Genomic DNA, 13,707 nt, shown 5'->3' on the forward strand with positions numbered 1-13,707 from the left:
GGTGTTGCTCCTGGCGTGTGGCGGGCGAGAGGTCTAGCGGGCGAGAGACGCGTACAGCCCGGGACGGCGGTCGCGCAGATACGGGTTGGCGGCGCGTGAGGCGGCCAGGAAGTCCGGGTCGGCGTCGGCGACGACCATCTCCTCGCCATGGCCCGCGCGAGCCCGGGCGATGCCGTCGGGTCCGGCCAGGCAGCTGAGGCCGACGAAGTCGAACTCGCCCTCGGTGCCGGTGCGGTTGACGTACGCGACGTACATCTGGCTCTCGAACGCGCGCACCGGGACGAGCTTCTCGGCGACGAACTGGAAGGGGTGCATCTGTGCGGTCGGCACCACCAGCAGATCCGTCCCGGCGAGGGCGTGGGCGCGGACGTTCTCGGGGAACTCGACGTCGTAACAGATCAGAATGCCGATCCGGAGGCCGCCGAGCTCGGCCTGGACGACGGAATCGTCGCCTGGCGTGAACCACTCCTGCTCGAAGCAGCCGAAGAGATGGGTCTTGCGGTAGTTCGCGAGGCGCGTGCCGTCGGGGCCGATGAGCTGCGCCGCGTTGTACACCACGTTCCGCCCGGCTTCCGCGCCCGTGCCGCGCTCGGGGTAGCCGTAGAGGACGGCGACGCCATGGCGGGCGGCGATCTCGGCGATCGCCCGTGCGGAGGGGCCGTCGGCGTTCTCGGCCAGGCGGGGGACGTCGGCACCGATCGCGTAGCCGGTGAGGAACATCTCGGGGCAGACGAGCAGCCCGGCGCCGGAGGCCGCCGCGTCGGCAGCGTGCGCGTCGATGATCTCGAGATTCTTCACGATGTCGCCGGGAGTACCGGAGCTCTGGAGCAGGGCGGTGCGCAGCGGCGGCATGGGCGTACCTCGGGAAGGTGGGCGGGGGGTGTCGGGCCGACGTCAAAACGGTACGTTCCGGTGATCTGTCCGGACAAGGCGAGTCCGTTGCGGACCGAGAGTCGATCCGTTGCGCGAATGACCGGCTCGGCGGCGATTCATTGCGCGCGGGTCCTGCCCAGGTCGCACCCGTGACCCCACCGGGCGGCGGAGGAGGGTCGCGACCTGGGAGCGACGCCCCGGACGGCGCCGGCCGCAACAGTGGTGGACGTCCGGTCACCTGTCGAAAGGACGGCCATGAACCGCATCGCCCGACGTCGTTCGAAGATCGCCGCGCTCGGCGCCGCACTGCTGGTCATCACCGGAGCCGCGGGCTCCGCCGCCGCCTCGAGGGAGGGCGACGGAGGGGCACCGCGCGAGGCGGCAGCCCCGCGCGAGGCGGCGGCGCTGACCGGGACGGCCAAGCTGTACCGCCCCGCCGGCGACGACATCACGTTCTCCTTCGACGTCCATCTGGCCGCGAAGGACACCATGGATCCGGAGAAGGCCTACGGCACGTTCAGCTTCAGCCATTACGTGAACGGCAAGGGAGGCTGGGCGAAGGCGAAGGTCGACTGCCTGGTGACGGGCGGCAAGGTGGCCGTGGTGACGGGGGTGGTCACCGAGTCCGACACGCCCTTCAAGGGCAAGCGGGTCGGCATCACCGTCCATGACCAGGGCCGCCACGACCGGCTGGGCTACAGCTGGATCACGAAGGAGGTGTACGACGAACTGCCCAGGTGCATGGGCTCGGCACCGTTCGAGACCGTCAAGAGGGGCACCGGCGACTTCGAGGTACTGCCCTGGAAGCCGGAGTACCCCCAGCGGTGACGGTCGGGCGCCGGCAGTGACGGTCAGCCGGGCGAGCCCGACGAGTAGCGCCTGAGCAGCGGCGAAAGGACCAGGACCGACTTCGTCCGCTCCACGTACGGCTCGCCCGCGATCCGCTCCAGCACACGCTCGAAGTGGCGCATGTCGGAGGCGAAGACCTGGACGATCGCGTCCGCCTCTCCGGTGACGGTGGAGGCGGACGCGACTTCCGGGTACCGCTCCAGACCACGCTTGATGGCCTCGGGCGAGGTGTTGCTGCGGCAGTAGATCTCGATGAAGCCCTCGGTCTCCCAGCCCATGGCGGCCGGGTCGACCCGTACGGTGAAGCCGGTGATGGCTCCCTCCGCCCGCAGCCTGTCCACGCGCCGCTTGACGGCGGGCGCGGACAGGCCGACGAGCGAACCGATGTCGGCGTAGGAACGGCGGGCGTCCTCGGCGAGGGCGTGGACGATGCGTTCGTCGAGATCGTTCAGTCGCACGGGGGGTGGATCACTTTTCTGCTGTTGCCAGTCGGGAGCGGCGCAGGCCGTACAGGAAGTAGAACACGAGCCCGGCGATCATCCACCCGCCGAACCACATCCAGGTGACGGCCGGAAGGCTGTACATCATGTAGGCGCAGAAGAGGAATCCCAGGGCCGGTGTGACCGGGAAGAACATCACCTTGAAGGTGCGGTTCATCTCGGGGCGCTTGTGGCGCAGGATGACGACAGCGACGTTGACCAGGGCGAACGCGAAGAGCGTGCCGATGCTGGTGGCGTTGGCCAGCTCACCCAGCGGGATGAAGGCCGCCAGGACGCCGCAGAAGAGCGAGACGATCACGGTGTTCGCCCTGGGGGCTCCGGTGCGCGTGTTGACCTTGGCGAACACCTTGGGCACGAGGCCGTCGCGCGACATCGCGAAGAGGATGCGGGTCTGGCCGTAGAGCACGGCGAACACGACGCTGGCGATGGCGACGACCGCGCCGGCGGCGAGCACCACGCCCCAGAAGCTCTGGCCCGTGACGTCCTTCATGATCTGCGCGAGCGCCGCGTCGGTGCCCTCGAAGTCCTGCCACGGCATGGCGCCGACGGCGACCAGGGCGACGAGGCAGTAGAGCACCGTGACGATGAGCAGCGACAGCATGATCGCGCGCGGCAGGTCGCGCTTCGGGTTCTTCGCCTCCTCACCGGCGGTGGAGGCGGCGTCGAAGCCGATGTACGAGAAGAACAGGGTGGCCGCCGCGGCGCTGATCCCGGTGACGCCCAGCGGGGCGAGGGGGGCGTAGTTGCCGGCCTTGATGCCCATGAACCCGATGCCGATGAAGAGCACCAGCGTCACGATCTTCACCATGACCATGATGGTGTTGACGCGGGCGCTCTCCTTGGCACCGCCCATCAGGAAGACCATGGCGAGCAGCACGACGACCAGCGCCGGGAGGTTGATGAAGCCGCCCTCGCCGAGCGGGGCCGAGATCGTCCCGGGGACGGTGACTCCGATCGTGCCGTCGAGCAGCTCGTTGAGGTACTCGCCCCAGCCGACCGCGACGGCCGCGACCGAGACGCCGTACTCCAGCACCAGGCACCAGCCGCAGATCCAGGCGATGAGCTCGCCCATGGTCGCGTACGAGTACGAGTAGGAGGAGCCGGACACCGGGATGGATCCGGCGAGCTCGGCGTAGGACAGCGCCGAGAACAGGGCGGTGAGTCCCGCGATCACGAACGAGATCGCCACGGCGGGGCCGGCCAGCGGGGTGGCCTCGCCGAGGACGACGAAGATGCCGGTGCCGAGCGTCGCACCGATGCTGATCATCGTCAGCTGCCACATGGTGAGCGAGCGGCGAAGCGTGCCGCCCTCGCCCTGGCCGCCTTCGGCGACGAGCGCCTCGACGGGCTTGCGGCGCATCAGTCGGGCGCCGAGGCCGAGCTGTCGGCCTGCGGGGTCCTGCTGGGGGGAGGCTGGCGGCGCTGCGCCGTGGTCCAACACTGGGGAGGCTCCTTATCGCTGCCTTCTGGCGGCGGCGACCGCGGCGATCCCCTCACCGGATTCACTCCGGGGAATGTGCACGGGCATGGCTGTGCAGCCCTGAGCGGGGAAGCGCCGAGCAGACGGTCCCCGCCGAACTCCACGTACTAGCGAGGACCCTATGAGCCGACGGTTCCCGCTCGTAATGCATGAGCTTTGCGCATCTGCGCAAGATCATTGCGTGCATCCGGCGGTGACGGAGGAACGTTGCACAGCCGCGCAAAAGCGTTCACAGCTCGCGCAGGCGGTCGGCGATTTCCCGCAGAAGGGAGGGGTCGTGGGAGCCCCGGTGCACGGGCGGGGCGGAGATGCGCACGAGCCCCGCCTCGACGAGGTCGACGAGCAGCACTCGCACGACGGTGAGCGGAAGGTCGGCGTCGGCCGCGACCTCGGCGACCGGCCGCGTCCCTCGGCGCACGAGGTGCAGCAGGGCGCTCCGGGCATGGTCGAGCGGCGGTCCCGGCCGGTCCTCGACGGCTGTGACCCGCGACATCAGATCGATGTGATGCTCGGCGGCGGGGCGGGTGCGGCCGCGGGTCACGGTGTACGGCCGCACCATCGGCCCGGTCTCGTCCTCGTACCAGTGGTCGCTCACGGGATCAGACGTCGGATGCCTCGGGTGCGCGCGCCGGCACGGCCATATGCCTTCCTACGCGCCTGACCAGGAGGGTCATCTCGTGGGCGAGCTGTCCCACGTCGGTCTCGATGTCGGAGAGCACCGCGAGGCGGCTGCCGTCACCGGCGGGGGTGATGAACAGATAGGCACCGTCGAGCATGACCATGGTCTGCCGCACCTTGCCGGCCTCGAAACGGGCCCCGGCCTCCTTGGCCAGGCTGTGGAACCCCGCGCACACGGCGGACAGGTGCTCGATGTCCCGCGCGGGCATCCCGCGGGAGGCACAGGTGACCAGGCCGTCCGACGTCAGCAGCACGGCCTGTCTGACATGGTCGGTCCTCGCCACCAGCTCGTCGAGCAGCCATCCGAGGTCGCCTGCGGCGGTCTGTCCGGCCGGTGCGCCCGGCATGGCCCCCCCGGCCTGTTCGGCCTGTTCGGCCTCGTGGTCGCCCTGGTCACGCATCGCGGCCCGTCCCTTCGTCACTCATGCTCTCCCCCACGGCCGGATCACTCCTGCGTCCCCGGTCGACGCCTCGCTGGAACGCCCCGAATATCGCACGCATCTCCTCGGCGCTGACATCCCGCGAGGGCTCCTCCCCCGCGGTCCCGCCAGGCCCGTCCCGCAGGGGCACCGCGAGGGAGGCCTGCCTGACGCGCTTGGGCAGCGTGTGGAGGCCGGCCCCGTCTTCGGAGGTCCGCGCGGACGGCGAGTCCGCCTCGGCCACCGCTCCGGCCCGCTCAGCCGGTTCACGCGACGGCAGCCCGCCGTCCGGGGTCCCGCGGTCCTCGGCGCGCGGTGCCGCCGCCCGCTCGCCGGCCGGAGCGGACTCGCCGCCGCCCACGCCGGCAGGCGCCGAGGCCACTCCCCACCCGCCGCCGGCCTGCCAGGGGCTCCGACCGGCGGGTCCGGCGGGCTCGGCCGCCGGACGTGTGCCCGCCGGATCGTTCTGCGGCTCCGCGGACGGCGTCCTCCGTACGCGGGTGGGCAGCGTGCGCGACGTGGCGCCGCCCTCCGCGGACGTACGGGGCTCCTCCGACGGATCTCCCGGCGACGCGTGCTCCGCCTTGGCACCGGGCTCGTCCTCGGCGTGCGACGCGGGCCGTCCGTCCGCAGGGCCGGGCGGTACCGACATGGGCCGCACCCGCTGGGGCAGTACGCGGGCGGGGCCACCGTCGGCATGTGGTGCGGGCTCGTCCGGACCGGCCGGAAGCGTCCGAGCCCCCGAACCCTCCCCGACGGCCCGGAGGCCCACCGGGACGGTGACGCCGGCACGGGAGGAGCGGGCGGGCGCCGGTTCCGGCGCGTCGCGCTGCGGCGGAACCTCGGGCGCCGACTGCCGCGCCCGCGTCGGCAGCGCGTGGACGACGGCTCCCGTGACCTCCGTCGGCGCCGGCGGGACATCCTCGTGATCGGCGTCCGCGGGCAGAGGGGCCGCTCCGGGGTCCACCGGGGACGTGAGCGAGTTCGGGAGCAGCACGACCGCGGTCGTGCCGCCGTACGGGGACCTGGTGAGGGTCACCGTGATGCCGTGGCGGGCGGCGAGGCGGCCGACGATGTAGAGGCCCAGGCGCTCGTCCTGCACGGGGTCGAAGTCGCCGGGGCGGGCCAGTGTGCGGTGGGCCTGGGCGAGTTCGTCGCGGTCCATGCCGAGGCCGCGGTCGTCGATCTCGAGGACGAAGCCGTTGCGGGCGCCGCCCGTGCGCATCGTCACCTGGGTGTGCGGCGGCGAGAACGCGGTCGCGTTCTCCACCAGCTCGGCGATCAGGTGCACCACATCGGCGACGGCCTCCGCGCCGACGCCGATCGTCGGCATCGGCGGGATGACGACCCGTGTGTAGTCCTCGATCTCGCCGACCGCCGCCGCCACGACGTCGACGAGCGGCACCGGCCTGCGCCACCTGCGTCCGGGCGCCGATCCGGAGAGGATGATCAGGCCCTCCGCATGACGGCGCATCCGGGTCGTCAGGTGGTCGATGCGGAAGAGGTCCTCCAGCGTGTCCGGATCGCTCGTACGGCGTTCGAGCGTGTCGACCAGCTTCGCCTGGCGGTGCACGAGCGCCTGGTTGCGCCGCGCGATGTTCAGCAGCACCGCGAACACTCCGCGCCTGAGCATCGCTTGCTTGACGGCCGCCTCGACCGCCGCCCGGCGCGCCGCGTTGAGCGCGCGCCCGACCTGGGCGATCTCGTCGGGTTGCTGGTCGTCGTCGCCGAAGTCGAGAGGGGGAGCCGCGGCAGCCGCGTCCACGTCCTCGCCCGCCGAGAGCCGCTCCATCACATCCGGCAGCTGACGTGTCGCCAGCACGTCTGCCGCGTCCCGCAGTTCCTCCAGCCGCCGTGCGATGCGCCGCCCGGCCGACACCGACAGCCAGATCGAGACCACGACGGCGATGAGCCCGACGCCGCCGACCACCGCCGCCTTGACCATCTCGCGGTAGGCGAAGGCACGCCCCCGGTCGGCCGCGTTCAGCGCCGACTGCGTGCACAGCAGCATGTACCTCTTGACCGCACGGTCCGTCGTCGTGCGCCAGGAATCGGCCGCTATCGCCTTGCCCGCGCCGGATGCCCCGGCCCGTAGCAGCGCGTCCTCCCCCACGGTCAGCGCCCGGTACTCGGAGGTCTGCTGGAAGTCGGTGAACAGCTTGCGCGAGTTGGCCGGGAGGTCGGCGACGTACGTGCGGTGGAAGACCCGCCGGTCCTCGATCGTGGCCGTGAGCATGTCGTACTGGCTGTCGCTGAGACTGCCCGCGGCCCGGGCGCCGGCGACCAGGGCGTCCTCCCGGGACACGAACTCCCGTACCCGCACCATCTCCACCACGACCTGCGCCTCACGCGCGAGCTGTCCGGCCTGCAGCGCCGTGAGCGTGGACTGGACGTCGAAGGTCGGCTCGACGATCACGGTGTACTCGTCGACGGCCTGGTTCCAGGAGACGGACCGCTCGATGACCTGTTCCCGAAGGCCGTCGATGCGCGCGGCGGCATCGGCCATCTCGTCCAGCGACTGGCGCTGCCGGGCGCTGAGACCGTCGCGGCGCCCCTCGTCGCCGATGGCGTCGTGCATCGCCTGTACGGCACGGTCGGTCCTGCGCTGCTGCGCGAGGAACGCGGCGGCGTCGGCCGAACCGCCCGCTCGCTCCCCCGCGCCCAGATACGCGGCCGCCAGTCTGCGTTCGATCTGGATCTGCCCGACCGCCGTGTCCACCGGAGTGCCGAAGCTCTCGTAGATGCCCTGCAGCCGGATCAAAGCGCGCAGGTCTCCGGTCACCGACACCATGGCAAAGCTCCACAGCGTCAACAACGCGATGATCGGCAACACGGTGAGGGCGACGATCCGGCCGCGGATCGTCGGACGGCGCAATCGCCGGCGCATGGGCTCCCCAGAGCGTCAAGGGCGGTGACAGGTGGTTACCAGTCGGTAAGAGGCAGTCAAGCTACGCGATCCGGAGCGTACGGCGCAACGCTCCTGGCGGTAACAGGGACTGTCCCGTCCGCGGGCTTCCACCGACACTTCGTGAAGCCTGCCGCAAGGCGCCCCAGAGCCACCGTTACTGCGCGAGACCGGGAGAAAGGCATATGCCAAAGAACCTTTCGGCTGGCAACCGCCACCCGGGCAGGGACCCTGCGACGCTGCCCCGGCCCGCAGTCCCCGCCACGGTCCGGCGGCGGGGCAGGGCCGCCGCACACACACGTTGTGGAGAGCGGGGTAGGAGTCAGTTCCCCGTACCCGACGACCGGAGGCCGACATGACGCCGGACAAGACGCCAGACAAGAGGCCCACAGGGTCCGCCGGGACGACCTGGCTCGACCCGGCCCCCTTCCTCCGGGGTGTCGCCTGGCGGGACGGTGAGCGCGTGGTGCGGGCCGATCCCGCCGATCTGGCGCGGCTGCCGTGGGACACCCGCGAGCGCGCCGCGCTGCCGATCGGCGTACGGCTGGAGTTCACCGTGCCCGACGGGGCACACGCGGTCGAGGTGCGCTATCGGGCGCATGTGCCTGGACCCAGGGACTCACTGCGTGACCTCGCCCACTGCTTCTCGCTCTGGCGGGGCGACCGCTGCGTGCACGAGTCGGTCACCGAGCCCGCGGAGGAGGCGACGGTCACGATCGGACTCCCGCCCGGCGAGGGACCGTTCACGATCCATCCGCCCGAGTCCCAGTCGCCCGTGATCCTCGCTCTGCGCGGCGTCGGCGGGACGATCGGCCCCGGCCCTGCGAGGCCCCGCTGGCTCGTCCACGGCGACTCGATCACGGAGGGCTGGTGGTCCACCCGGCCCGCCCACTCGTGGCCGGCCGCCGCCGGCCGGGCCCTCGGGCTGGACACCGTCAATCTCGGCTACGCGGGCGCCGCGCGCGGCGAACTCCCCACGGCACAGCAGCTCGCATCCCTCCCCGCCGATCTGCTGACCCTCGCGTTCGGCACCAACTGCTGGTCCGGGATCCCTTACAACGCCACCCTGCTGTACGAGACGGTCCGCGCGTTCGTCACCCTCGTACGGCAGGGTCACCCCGACATGCCCCTGCTGCTGATGTCCCCTCTGCTGCGCCCCGCCGCCGAATCGACGCCCAACGCCGTGGGAGCCACGCTCGCCGAGCTGCGGACGGCGATGGAGGCCGCGGCCCGGGACCTTGTCGCGGCGGGCGACAAGCGGCTGGCGCTGCTCCCGGGCCGCGGTGTGCTGACGGCGGACCACCTGGCGGACGGGCTGCATCCGAACGACGCCGGCCACGCCCTGATCGCGTCGGCGGTGGCGGACGCCCTGCGCGGCGCCGGGTTCGCCGCCCCTGCCGTCAGCCCAGTCGCTTGACCAGGAAGGTGCACGAGTCGGCGCACTCGTGTCGTGCGCCGTCCTCGCCGGTATACGCCCAGCGGTCGGTGTACGGCACGCCGGGCTCATATCCGAGCCGCGCGTACAGGGCCGCGGCACGCGGGTTGTCGCGGTCGACACCGAGGCCGAGCAGGTCTTTGCCGCGCTCTCGCGCGAGGGACTCGGCGGCACGGATCAACGCGGTGCCGATGCCCTGTCCCCGGAGCGCCTCCGGCCACACGGCCAGCCCGTTCAGCTCCGGGCAGTCGCCGAGTGCCGCCCGTACCTCGGGCGCGGCGCAGCCGGTCCAGCGCACCTCGCCCCGGCCCACGGGAGCGCCGTCGCGCCAGGCGACCAGGTACGTGCTCGCGCCCGCCTCCTGGCGCAGACAGCGGGCGGCATGGTGGGAGTCCGCGCTGTTGGAGGGCATGTGCAGATCGAGCAGCGGCAGATCCTCGGCGCGGCAGGGTGCGATCTCCATGCGCCGACCGTACGGGAACGCCGACGGCCCCCGGGGAGAATTCCCCGGGGGCCGTCGTGCGAACGCGCCGGGCAGGTGTACGACCGGCGGGTGCCGGGCCGGGCCGGATCGGAGTCGGCCCAGGGCTCACCAGCTGGCGTGCAGCGGCTTGCCCTCGGCGTAACCGGCGGCGCTCTGGATGCCGACGATGGCCTGCTCCGCGAACTCCTCGAGGGAGCCGGCACCCGAGTAGGTGCAGGAGGAGCGGACGCCCGCGATGATCGAGTCGATCAGGTCCTCGACGCCCGGGCGAGCAGGGTCGAGGAACATCCGCGAGGTGGAGATGCCCTCCTCGAAGAGCGCCTTGCGTGCCCGGTCGTACGCCGATTCGTCGCTCGTACGGTTGCGGACGGCACGCGCGGACGCCATGCCGAACGACTCCTTGTACAGCCGCCCGTCGGCGGTCTGCTGCAGGTCGCCGGGGGACTCGTAGGTGCCCGCGAACCAGGAACCGACCATGACGTTGGACGCACCGGCGGCGAGCGCCATGGCGACGTCGCGCGGGTGACGGACGCCTCCGTCGGCCCAGACGTGCTTGCCGTACTTCTTCGCCTCTGCGGCACACTCCAGAACGGCGGAGAACTGCGGGCGGCCCACACCGGTCATCATGCGGGTGGTGCACATGGCACCCGGGCCCACACCGACCTTGATGATGTCCGCGCCGGCCTCGATGAGGTCCCTGACGCCCTCCGCGGCCACGATGTTGCCCGCGGCGACCGGTACCTGGGGGTCCAGTCCCCGGACGGCCTTGATCGCGGAGATCATCGACTCCTGGTGGCCGTGCGCGGTGTCGACGACAAGCGTGTCGACGCCGGCGTCCAGGAGCTGCTTCGCCTTGCCCGCCACATCTCCGTTGATGCCGACAGCCGCGGCGATCCGCAGCCTGCCCCGGTCGTCCGTGGCCGGGGTGTACAGGGTGGCGCGCAGGGCTCCCTTGCGGGTGAGGACACCCTCGAGCCGGCCGTCCTTGCCGACCGCCGGCGCGATCTTGCGGTTGGCGTTGTCCAGGGTCGTGAACGCCTCGCGCGGGTCGATGTCCGCGTCGATGAGCAGCAGGTCCCTGGACATGACCTCGGACAGCTGGGTGAAGCGGTCCACGCCGGACAGGTCGTGCTCGGTGACGACTCCGACCGGGCGCTGCTCCTCGTCGACGACGACGCCCGCGCCGTGCGCGCGCTTCGGGAGCAGGGCCAGCGCGTCGGCGACGGTCTGGTGCGGGGTGAGCATGATCGGCGTGTCGAGCACGCGGTGGCGGGTCTTGACCCAGGAGATGACGTCGGTGACGACCTCGATCGGGATGTCCTGCGGGATGACGACCAGGCCGCCGCGGCGGGCGACGGTCTCGGCCATCCGGCGGCCCGCGATCGCGGTCATGTTCGCGACGACCAGGGGGATGGTGGTTCCGGTGCCGTCCGGGGAGGCGAGGTCGACACCCTGACGGGAGCCCACAGCCGATCGGCTCGGCACCATGAACACATCGTCGTAGGTCAGGTCGTAGGGGACCGGAGATGATGCCACGGGCCGTCCGGTGCCAGGCTCAAGGAAACGCATAAGTCTCACATTTTCACGCGAAACGGCGCAGGTCACTCCCACAAGGACACAGCAAAACGCCCCCGCGTTCGTATATTCCTCCAACGAGGTACGGGGGCTCTGTATCAGGCAGAAGTAGGAACCTGCCTTACATCGAGAGATTACCCGAACATGGGAGGAAGCGGCGAGCCACGCGCCCCGGGGCGCTCGTGAGCGCCCCGCCGCGGCCCCGGCGGAAGGGGAATCCGGCCAAGGCCGTGTCAGGCAGGAGCAGCTCCCTCCGCCCTGGAGGCAGGGCCTGGGGCCTCCGGTGCCGGGGGCACTCCCCCGGCTTCGCCTGGACACCCACCCGTGCCCGAAGGGCTACGGCGGAGTGCATGCCTGGGGTCACCCCCCAGGGGCAGCCCCGGGGGATCGCCGAACGGGGCGGGACCTGGCGGACACTGCCTACGCCTGCCGGGGTGCCTACTTCTGCGGGGATCCGCCCAGGGCGACCAGCGCCGCGAGCCGTCCCGGCATGCCGTCGACGGCATGGGCGAAGACCTCCTGGGCGGTCTCCCATTCGCGCGGGCAGGCGGCCGCGAACTCCTGCCAGCGGCAGATGAGGACGAGCGTGCCCTCGTTCCCCGGGAGATCCGTGAGGCAGTCCGCGAGGGCGTCCCAGTTGCGGCCGAACCAGGCGGGCAGCTCCAGGTCGGCCGCGCAACGCTCCATGAAGGCGGCCTTGTCCGTCACCCCGTGCAGGTCGAGCACGGTGACGTTCCGGCCGGGGACGGCACCGAACAGTGCTGCGAGGGGGTCGTTCCTCATCGGAGCACCTCCCTGAACGTCTCGTAGTGATCGTCGGTGTAGTAGATCTCGCCGCGTTGCCCCGTGACAATGCGGCGGGCTCCGCGGTCGCGCTCGCCGGGAGTGCGGACGGTGTACTCGTGGTAGTAGCCGCGGCGCTGCCCCGGCAGAATTCCCTCGAAGTTACCGAAGGTGGCACCGTCCTTGGCGTACGGGAACGGTCCTCCCCGGTCGATCAGGCGCAGCGTCTCACGGGCCTCGGGCGGCAGCTCGGCGGCCCGGACCGACCCGAGGGCAGGCGTCGAGGTGGGGGCCGGGCTCCGCACCTCTGAGGCGGCCGAGCAACCGGCCAGCAGGACACCCAGGAGGACGAGCAGCGCCATGGCGCGGCGGAGGAGCGGCCGGTGCAGCATGCCGCCGATGCTGGCACGGTCCGGCGGTGAAGGTGGTGAAGGTGGGGCCGGGCGGGTAGGGAATGCCCCGTGCAGCACAGCGACCAGACCCACGAGGCCGGCGAGGCCGGCGAGGCCGGCGAGCAGGCCCGTCGGCACGCACGCCAGGCGGCCCGCCAGGAGGCGTCCCGGCTGATGGCCGAGAGCGTCCACGGCGTGGCCCTGACCTGGGTGGACAACGCCGGCCTCACCCGGGTCAAAGCCGTCCCCGTCGGCCGTCTGCCACAGGTCGCGTCGCGCGGCGTCGGCATGTCCCCCGTCTTCGACGTCTATCTGGTGGACGACTCGATCACCACGAGCCGCCGGATCGGGGGCCCGGACGGCGACCTGAGACTCGTGCCGGACCTCCAACGGCTCACGGTGCTCGCCGGACAACCGGGCTGGGCGTGGGCGCCCGTGGACCGCTACGACCAGCAGGGCCGGCCTTACGCCGCCTGCCAGCGGCTCTTCGCACGGCGCATGGCCAGGCGGGCGGCGGAGCGCGGCATCGAACTGCGGATGGGGTTCGAGACCGAGTGGATCGTGCAACGGGACGGGGCCTACCCGGGCCAGGGGCCCGCCTACGGGATGGCACGGGTCGTCGAGCTCTCCGACTACCTCGAGGAGGTGCTGCGGGCGCTGGCGGCACAGGGCGTCGAGGTGCTGCAGATCCACCCCGAGTACGGGGCCGGGCAGTTCGAGGTCTCGGTGGCCCCGTCCGACCCGGTGGGCGCGGCGGATCTCGCGGTGCTGGTGCGTGAGACGGTGCGGGCGGTTTCGCTGCGCCACGGGCTCACGCCGTTGTTCGGTCCCGCGGTCGAGGCGGGGAAGGTCGGCAACGGCGGCCACCTCCATCTGAGCCTGTGGCGGGACGGGGAGAACCTGTGCCGGGGCGGTCGGGGCCCGTTCGGGATGACCGCCGAGAGCGAGGCGTTCCTGGCGGGCGTCCTGGACGCGCTCCCCGCCCTCCTCGCGATCGGCGCCCCCTCCCCAGCGAGCTATCTGCGCCTCCAGCCGTCCCGCTGGGCGGGCGTCTTCCGGTGCTGGGGCCTGGAGAACCGGGAGGCGGCCCTTCGCTTCATCACCGGCGCACCGGACGACCCGGACGGCGCGAACGCCGAGGTGAAGTGCTTCGACCCGGCGGCCAACCCGTATCTCGTCGTGGGCGCGGTCGTCGCGGCGGGCCTGGCGGGTCTGGACGCGAAGACCACCCTGCCGCCCCCGGTACAGGGCGATCCGGCGACGGCGCAGGACGCCGTCCAGGAGGGCGCGCCCGCACGGGAAACGGGCGAGGCCCGTGCCGGCGCATCATCCAC

General features: G+C 71.9%; 12 protein-coding genes and 1 pseudogene. 3 read left to right on the forward strand and 10 right to left on the reverse strand.

Going from position 1 to position 13,707, the window contains the following annotated elements; all coding sequences use genetic code 11:
- Positions 1–33: 33 nt before the first annotated feature.
- Entirely contained in the window at positions 34–852 is an 819-nt protein-coding gene (locus tag ACFU5O_RS19180; RefSeq protein WP_384241862.1) for a carbon-nitrogen hydrolase family protein, read from the reverse strand.
- Between the two features lie 276 nt (positions 853–1,128).
- On the opposite strand from ACFU5O_RS19180, the gene ACFU5O_RS19185 reads away from it, so the two are divergent.
- On the forward strand, positions 1,129–1,701 hold the full coding sequence (locus ACFU5O_RS19185; protein WP_384241864.1) for a Repetin: 573 nt from the start codon (positions 1,129–1,131) through the stop codon (positions 1,699–1,701).
- A gap of 23 nt (positions 1,702–1,724) precedes the next feature.
- Here the strand turns inward: ACFU5O_RS19185 and ACFU5O_RS19190 are convergent, their stop codons facing one another.
- The 5 genes from ACFU5O_RS19190 to ACFU5O_RS19210 all read right to left on the reverse strand — a co-directional run bounded on the left by ACFU5O_RS19190 (position 1,725) and on the right by ACFU5O_RS19210 (position 7,686).
- On the reverse strand, positions 1,725–2,180 hold the full coding sequence (locus ACFU5O_RS19190) for an Lrp/AsnC family transcriptional regulator (protein ID WP_384241866.1): 456 nt from the start codon (positions 2,178–2,180) through the stop codon (positions 1,725–1,727).
- 10 nt (positions 2,181–2,190) lie between these two features.
- Entirely contained in the window at positions 2,191–3,663 is a 1,473-nt protein-coding gene (locus ACFU5O_RS19195; protein WP_384241869.1) for an amino acid permease, read from the reverse strand.
- A 268-nt stretch (positions 3,664–3,931) separates the two neighbouring features.
- The gene (locus tag ACFU5O_RS19200) at positions 3,932–4,297 is read right to left on the reverse strand and encodes a DUF742 domain-containing protein (RefSeq protein ID WP_384241871.1); all 366 of its coding nucleotides are present in this window, start codon (positions 4,295–4,297) and stop codon (positions 3,932–3,934) included.
- A 4-nt stretch (positions 4,298–4,301) separates the two neighbouring features.
- Positions 4,302–4,727, reverse strand: coding sequence for a roadblock/LC7 domain-containing protein (locus ACFU5O_RS19205; RefSeq protein WP_384242257.1), 426 nt, complete (start codon positions 4,725–4,727; stop codon positions 4,302–4,304).
- Between the two features lie 46 nt (positions 4,728–4,773).
- On the reverse strand, positions 4,774–7,686 hold the full coding sequence (locus tag ACFU5O_RS19210; RefSeq protein ID WP_384241874.1) for a nitrate- and nitrite sensing domain-containing protein: 2,913 nt from the start codon (positions 7,684–7,686) through the stop codon (positions 4,774–4,776).
- Between the two features lie 373 nt (positions 7,687–8,059).
- On the opposite strand from ACFU5O_RS19210, the gene ACFU5O_RS19215 reads away from it, so the two are divergent.
- Positions 8,060–9,121: a GDSL-type esterase/lipase family protein gene (locus tag ACFU5O_RS19215; RefSeq protein ID WP_384241877.1), complete on the forward strand. Its 1,062-nt coding sequence runs from the start codon at positions 8,060–8,062 to the stop codon at positions 9,119–9,121.
- On the opposite strand, the gene ACFU5O_RS19220 is transcribed toward ACFU5O_RS19215, so the two are convergent.
- From ACFU5O_RS19220 to ACFU5O_RS19235, 4 genes are all read right to left on the reverse strand, one after another.
- The gene (locus ACFU5O_RS19220) at positions 9,105–9,602 is read right to left on the reverse strand and encodes a GNAT family N-acetyltransferase (protein ID WP_384241880.1); all 498 of its coding nucleotides are present in this window, start codon (positions 9,600–9,602) and stop codon (positions 9,105–9,107) included. The genes ACFU5O_RS19215 and ACFU5O_RS19220 overlap by 17 nt on opposite strands.
- Positions 9,603–9,728: 126 nt before the next feature.
- Complete coding sequence (locus tag ACFU5O_RS19225) at positions 9,729–11,192, reverse strand: GuaB1 family IMP dehydrogenase-related protein (protein WP_384241883.1); 1,464 nt, start codon at positions 11,190–11,192, stop codon at positions 9,729–9,731.
- Positions 11,193–11,636: 444 nt separating this feature from the next.
- A complete protein-coding gene (locus tag ACFU5O_RS19230; RefSeq protein ID WP_384241885.1) occupies positions 11,637–11,981 on the reverse strand; it encodes a barstar family protein in 345 nt (114 codons plus the stop codon).
- Complete coding sequence (locus ACFU5O_RS19235) at positions 11,978–12,373, reverse strand: ribonuclease domain-containing protein (protein WP_384241888.1); 396 nt, start codon at positions 12,371–12,373, stop codon at positions 11,978–11,980. The genes ACFU5O_RS19230 and ACFU5O_RS19235 overlap by 4 nt, the downstream gene beginning before the upstream one ends.
- A 174-nt stretch (positions 12,374–12,547) precedes the next feature.
- Between ACFU5O_RS19235 and ACFU5O_RS19240 the strand changes: the two are divergent.
- A pseudogene (locus ACFU5O_RS19240) lies at positions 12,548–13,633 on the forward strand (glutamine synthetase); the annotation flags it as partial.
- Positions 13,634–13,707: the final 74 nt, after the last annotated feature.

The sequence above is a fragment of the Streptomyces sp. NPDC057445 genome, from assembly GCF_042802855.1.
Taxonomy (GTDB): domain Bacteria; phylum Actinomycetota; class Actinomycetes; order Streptomycetales; family Streptomycetaceae; genus Streptomyces.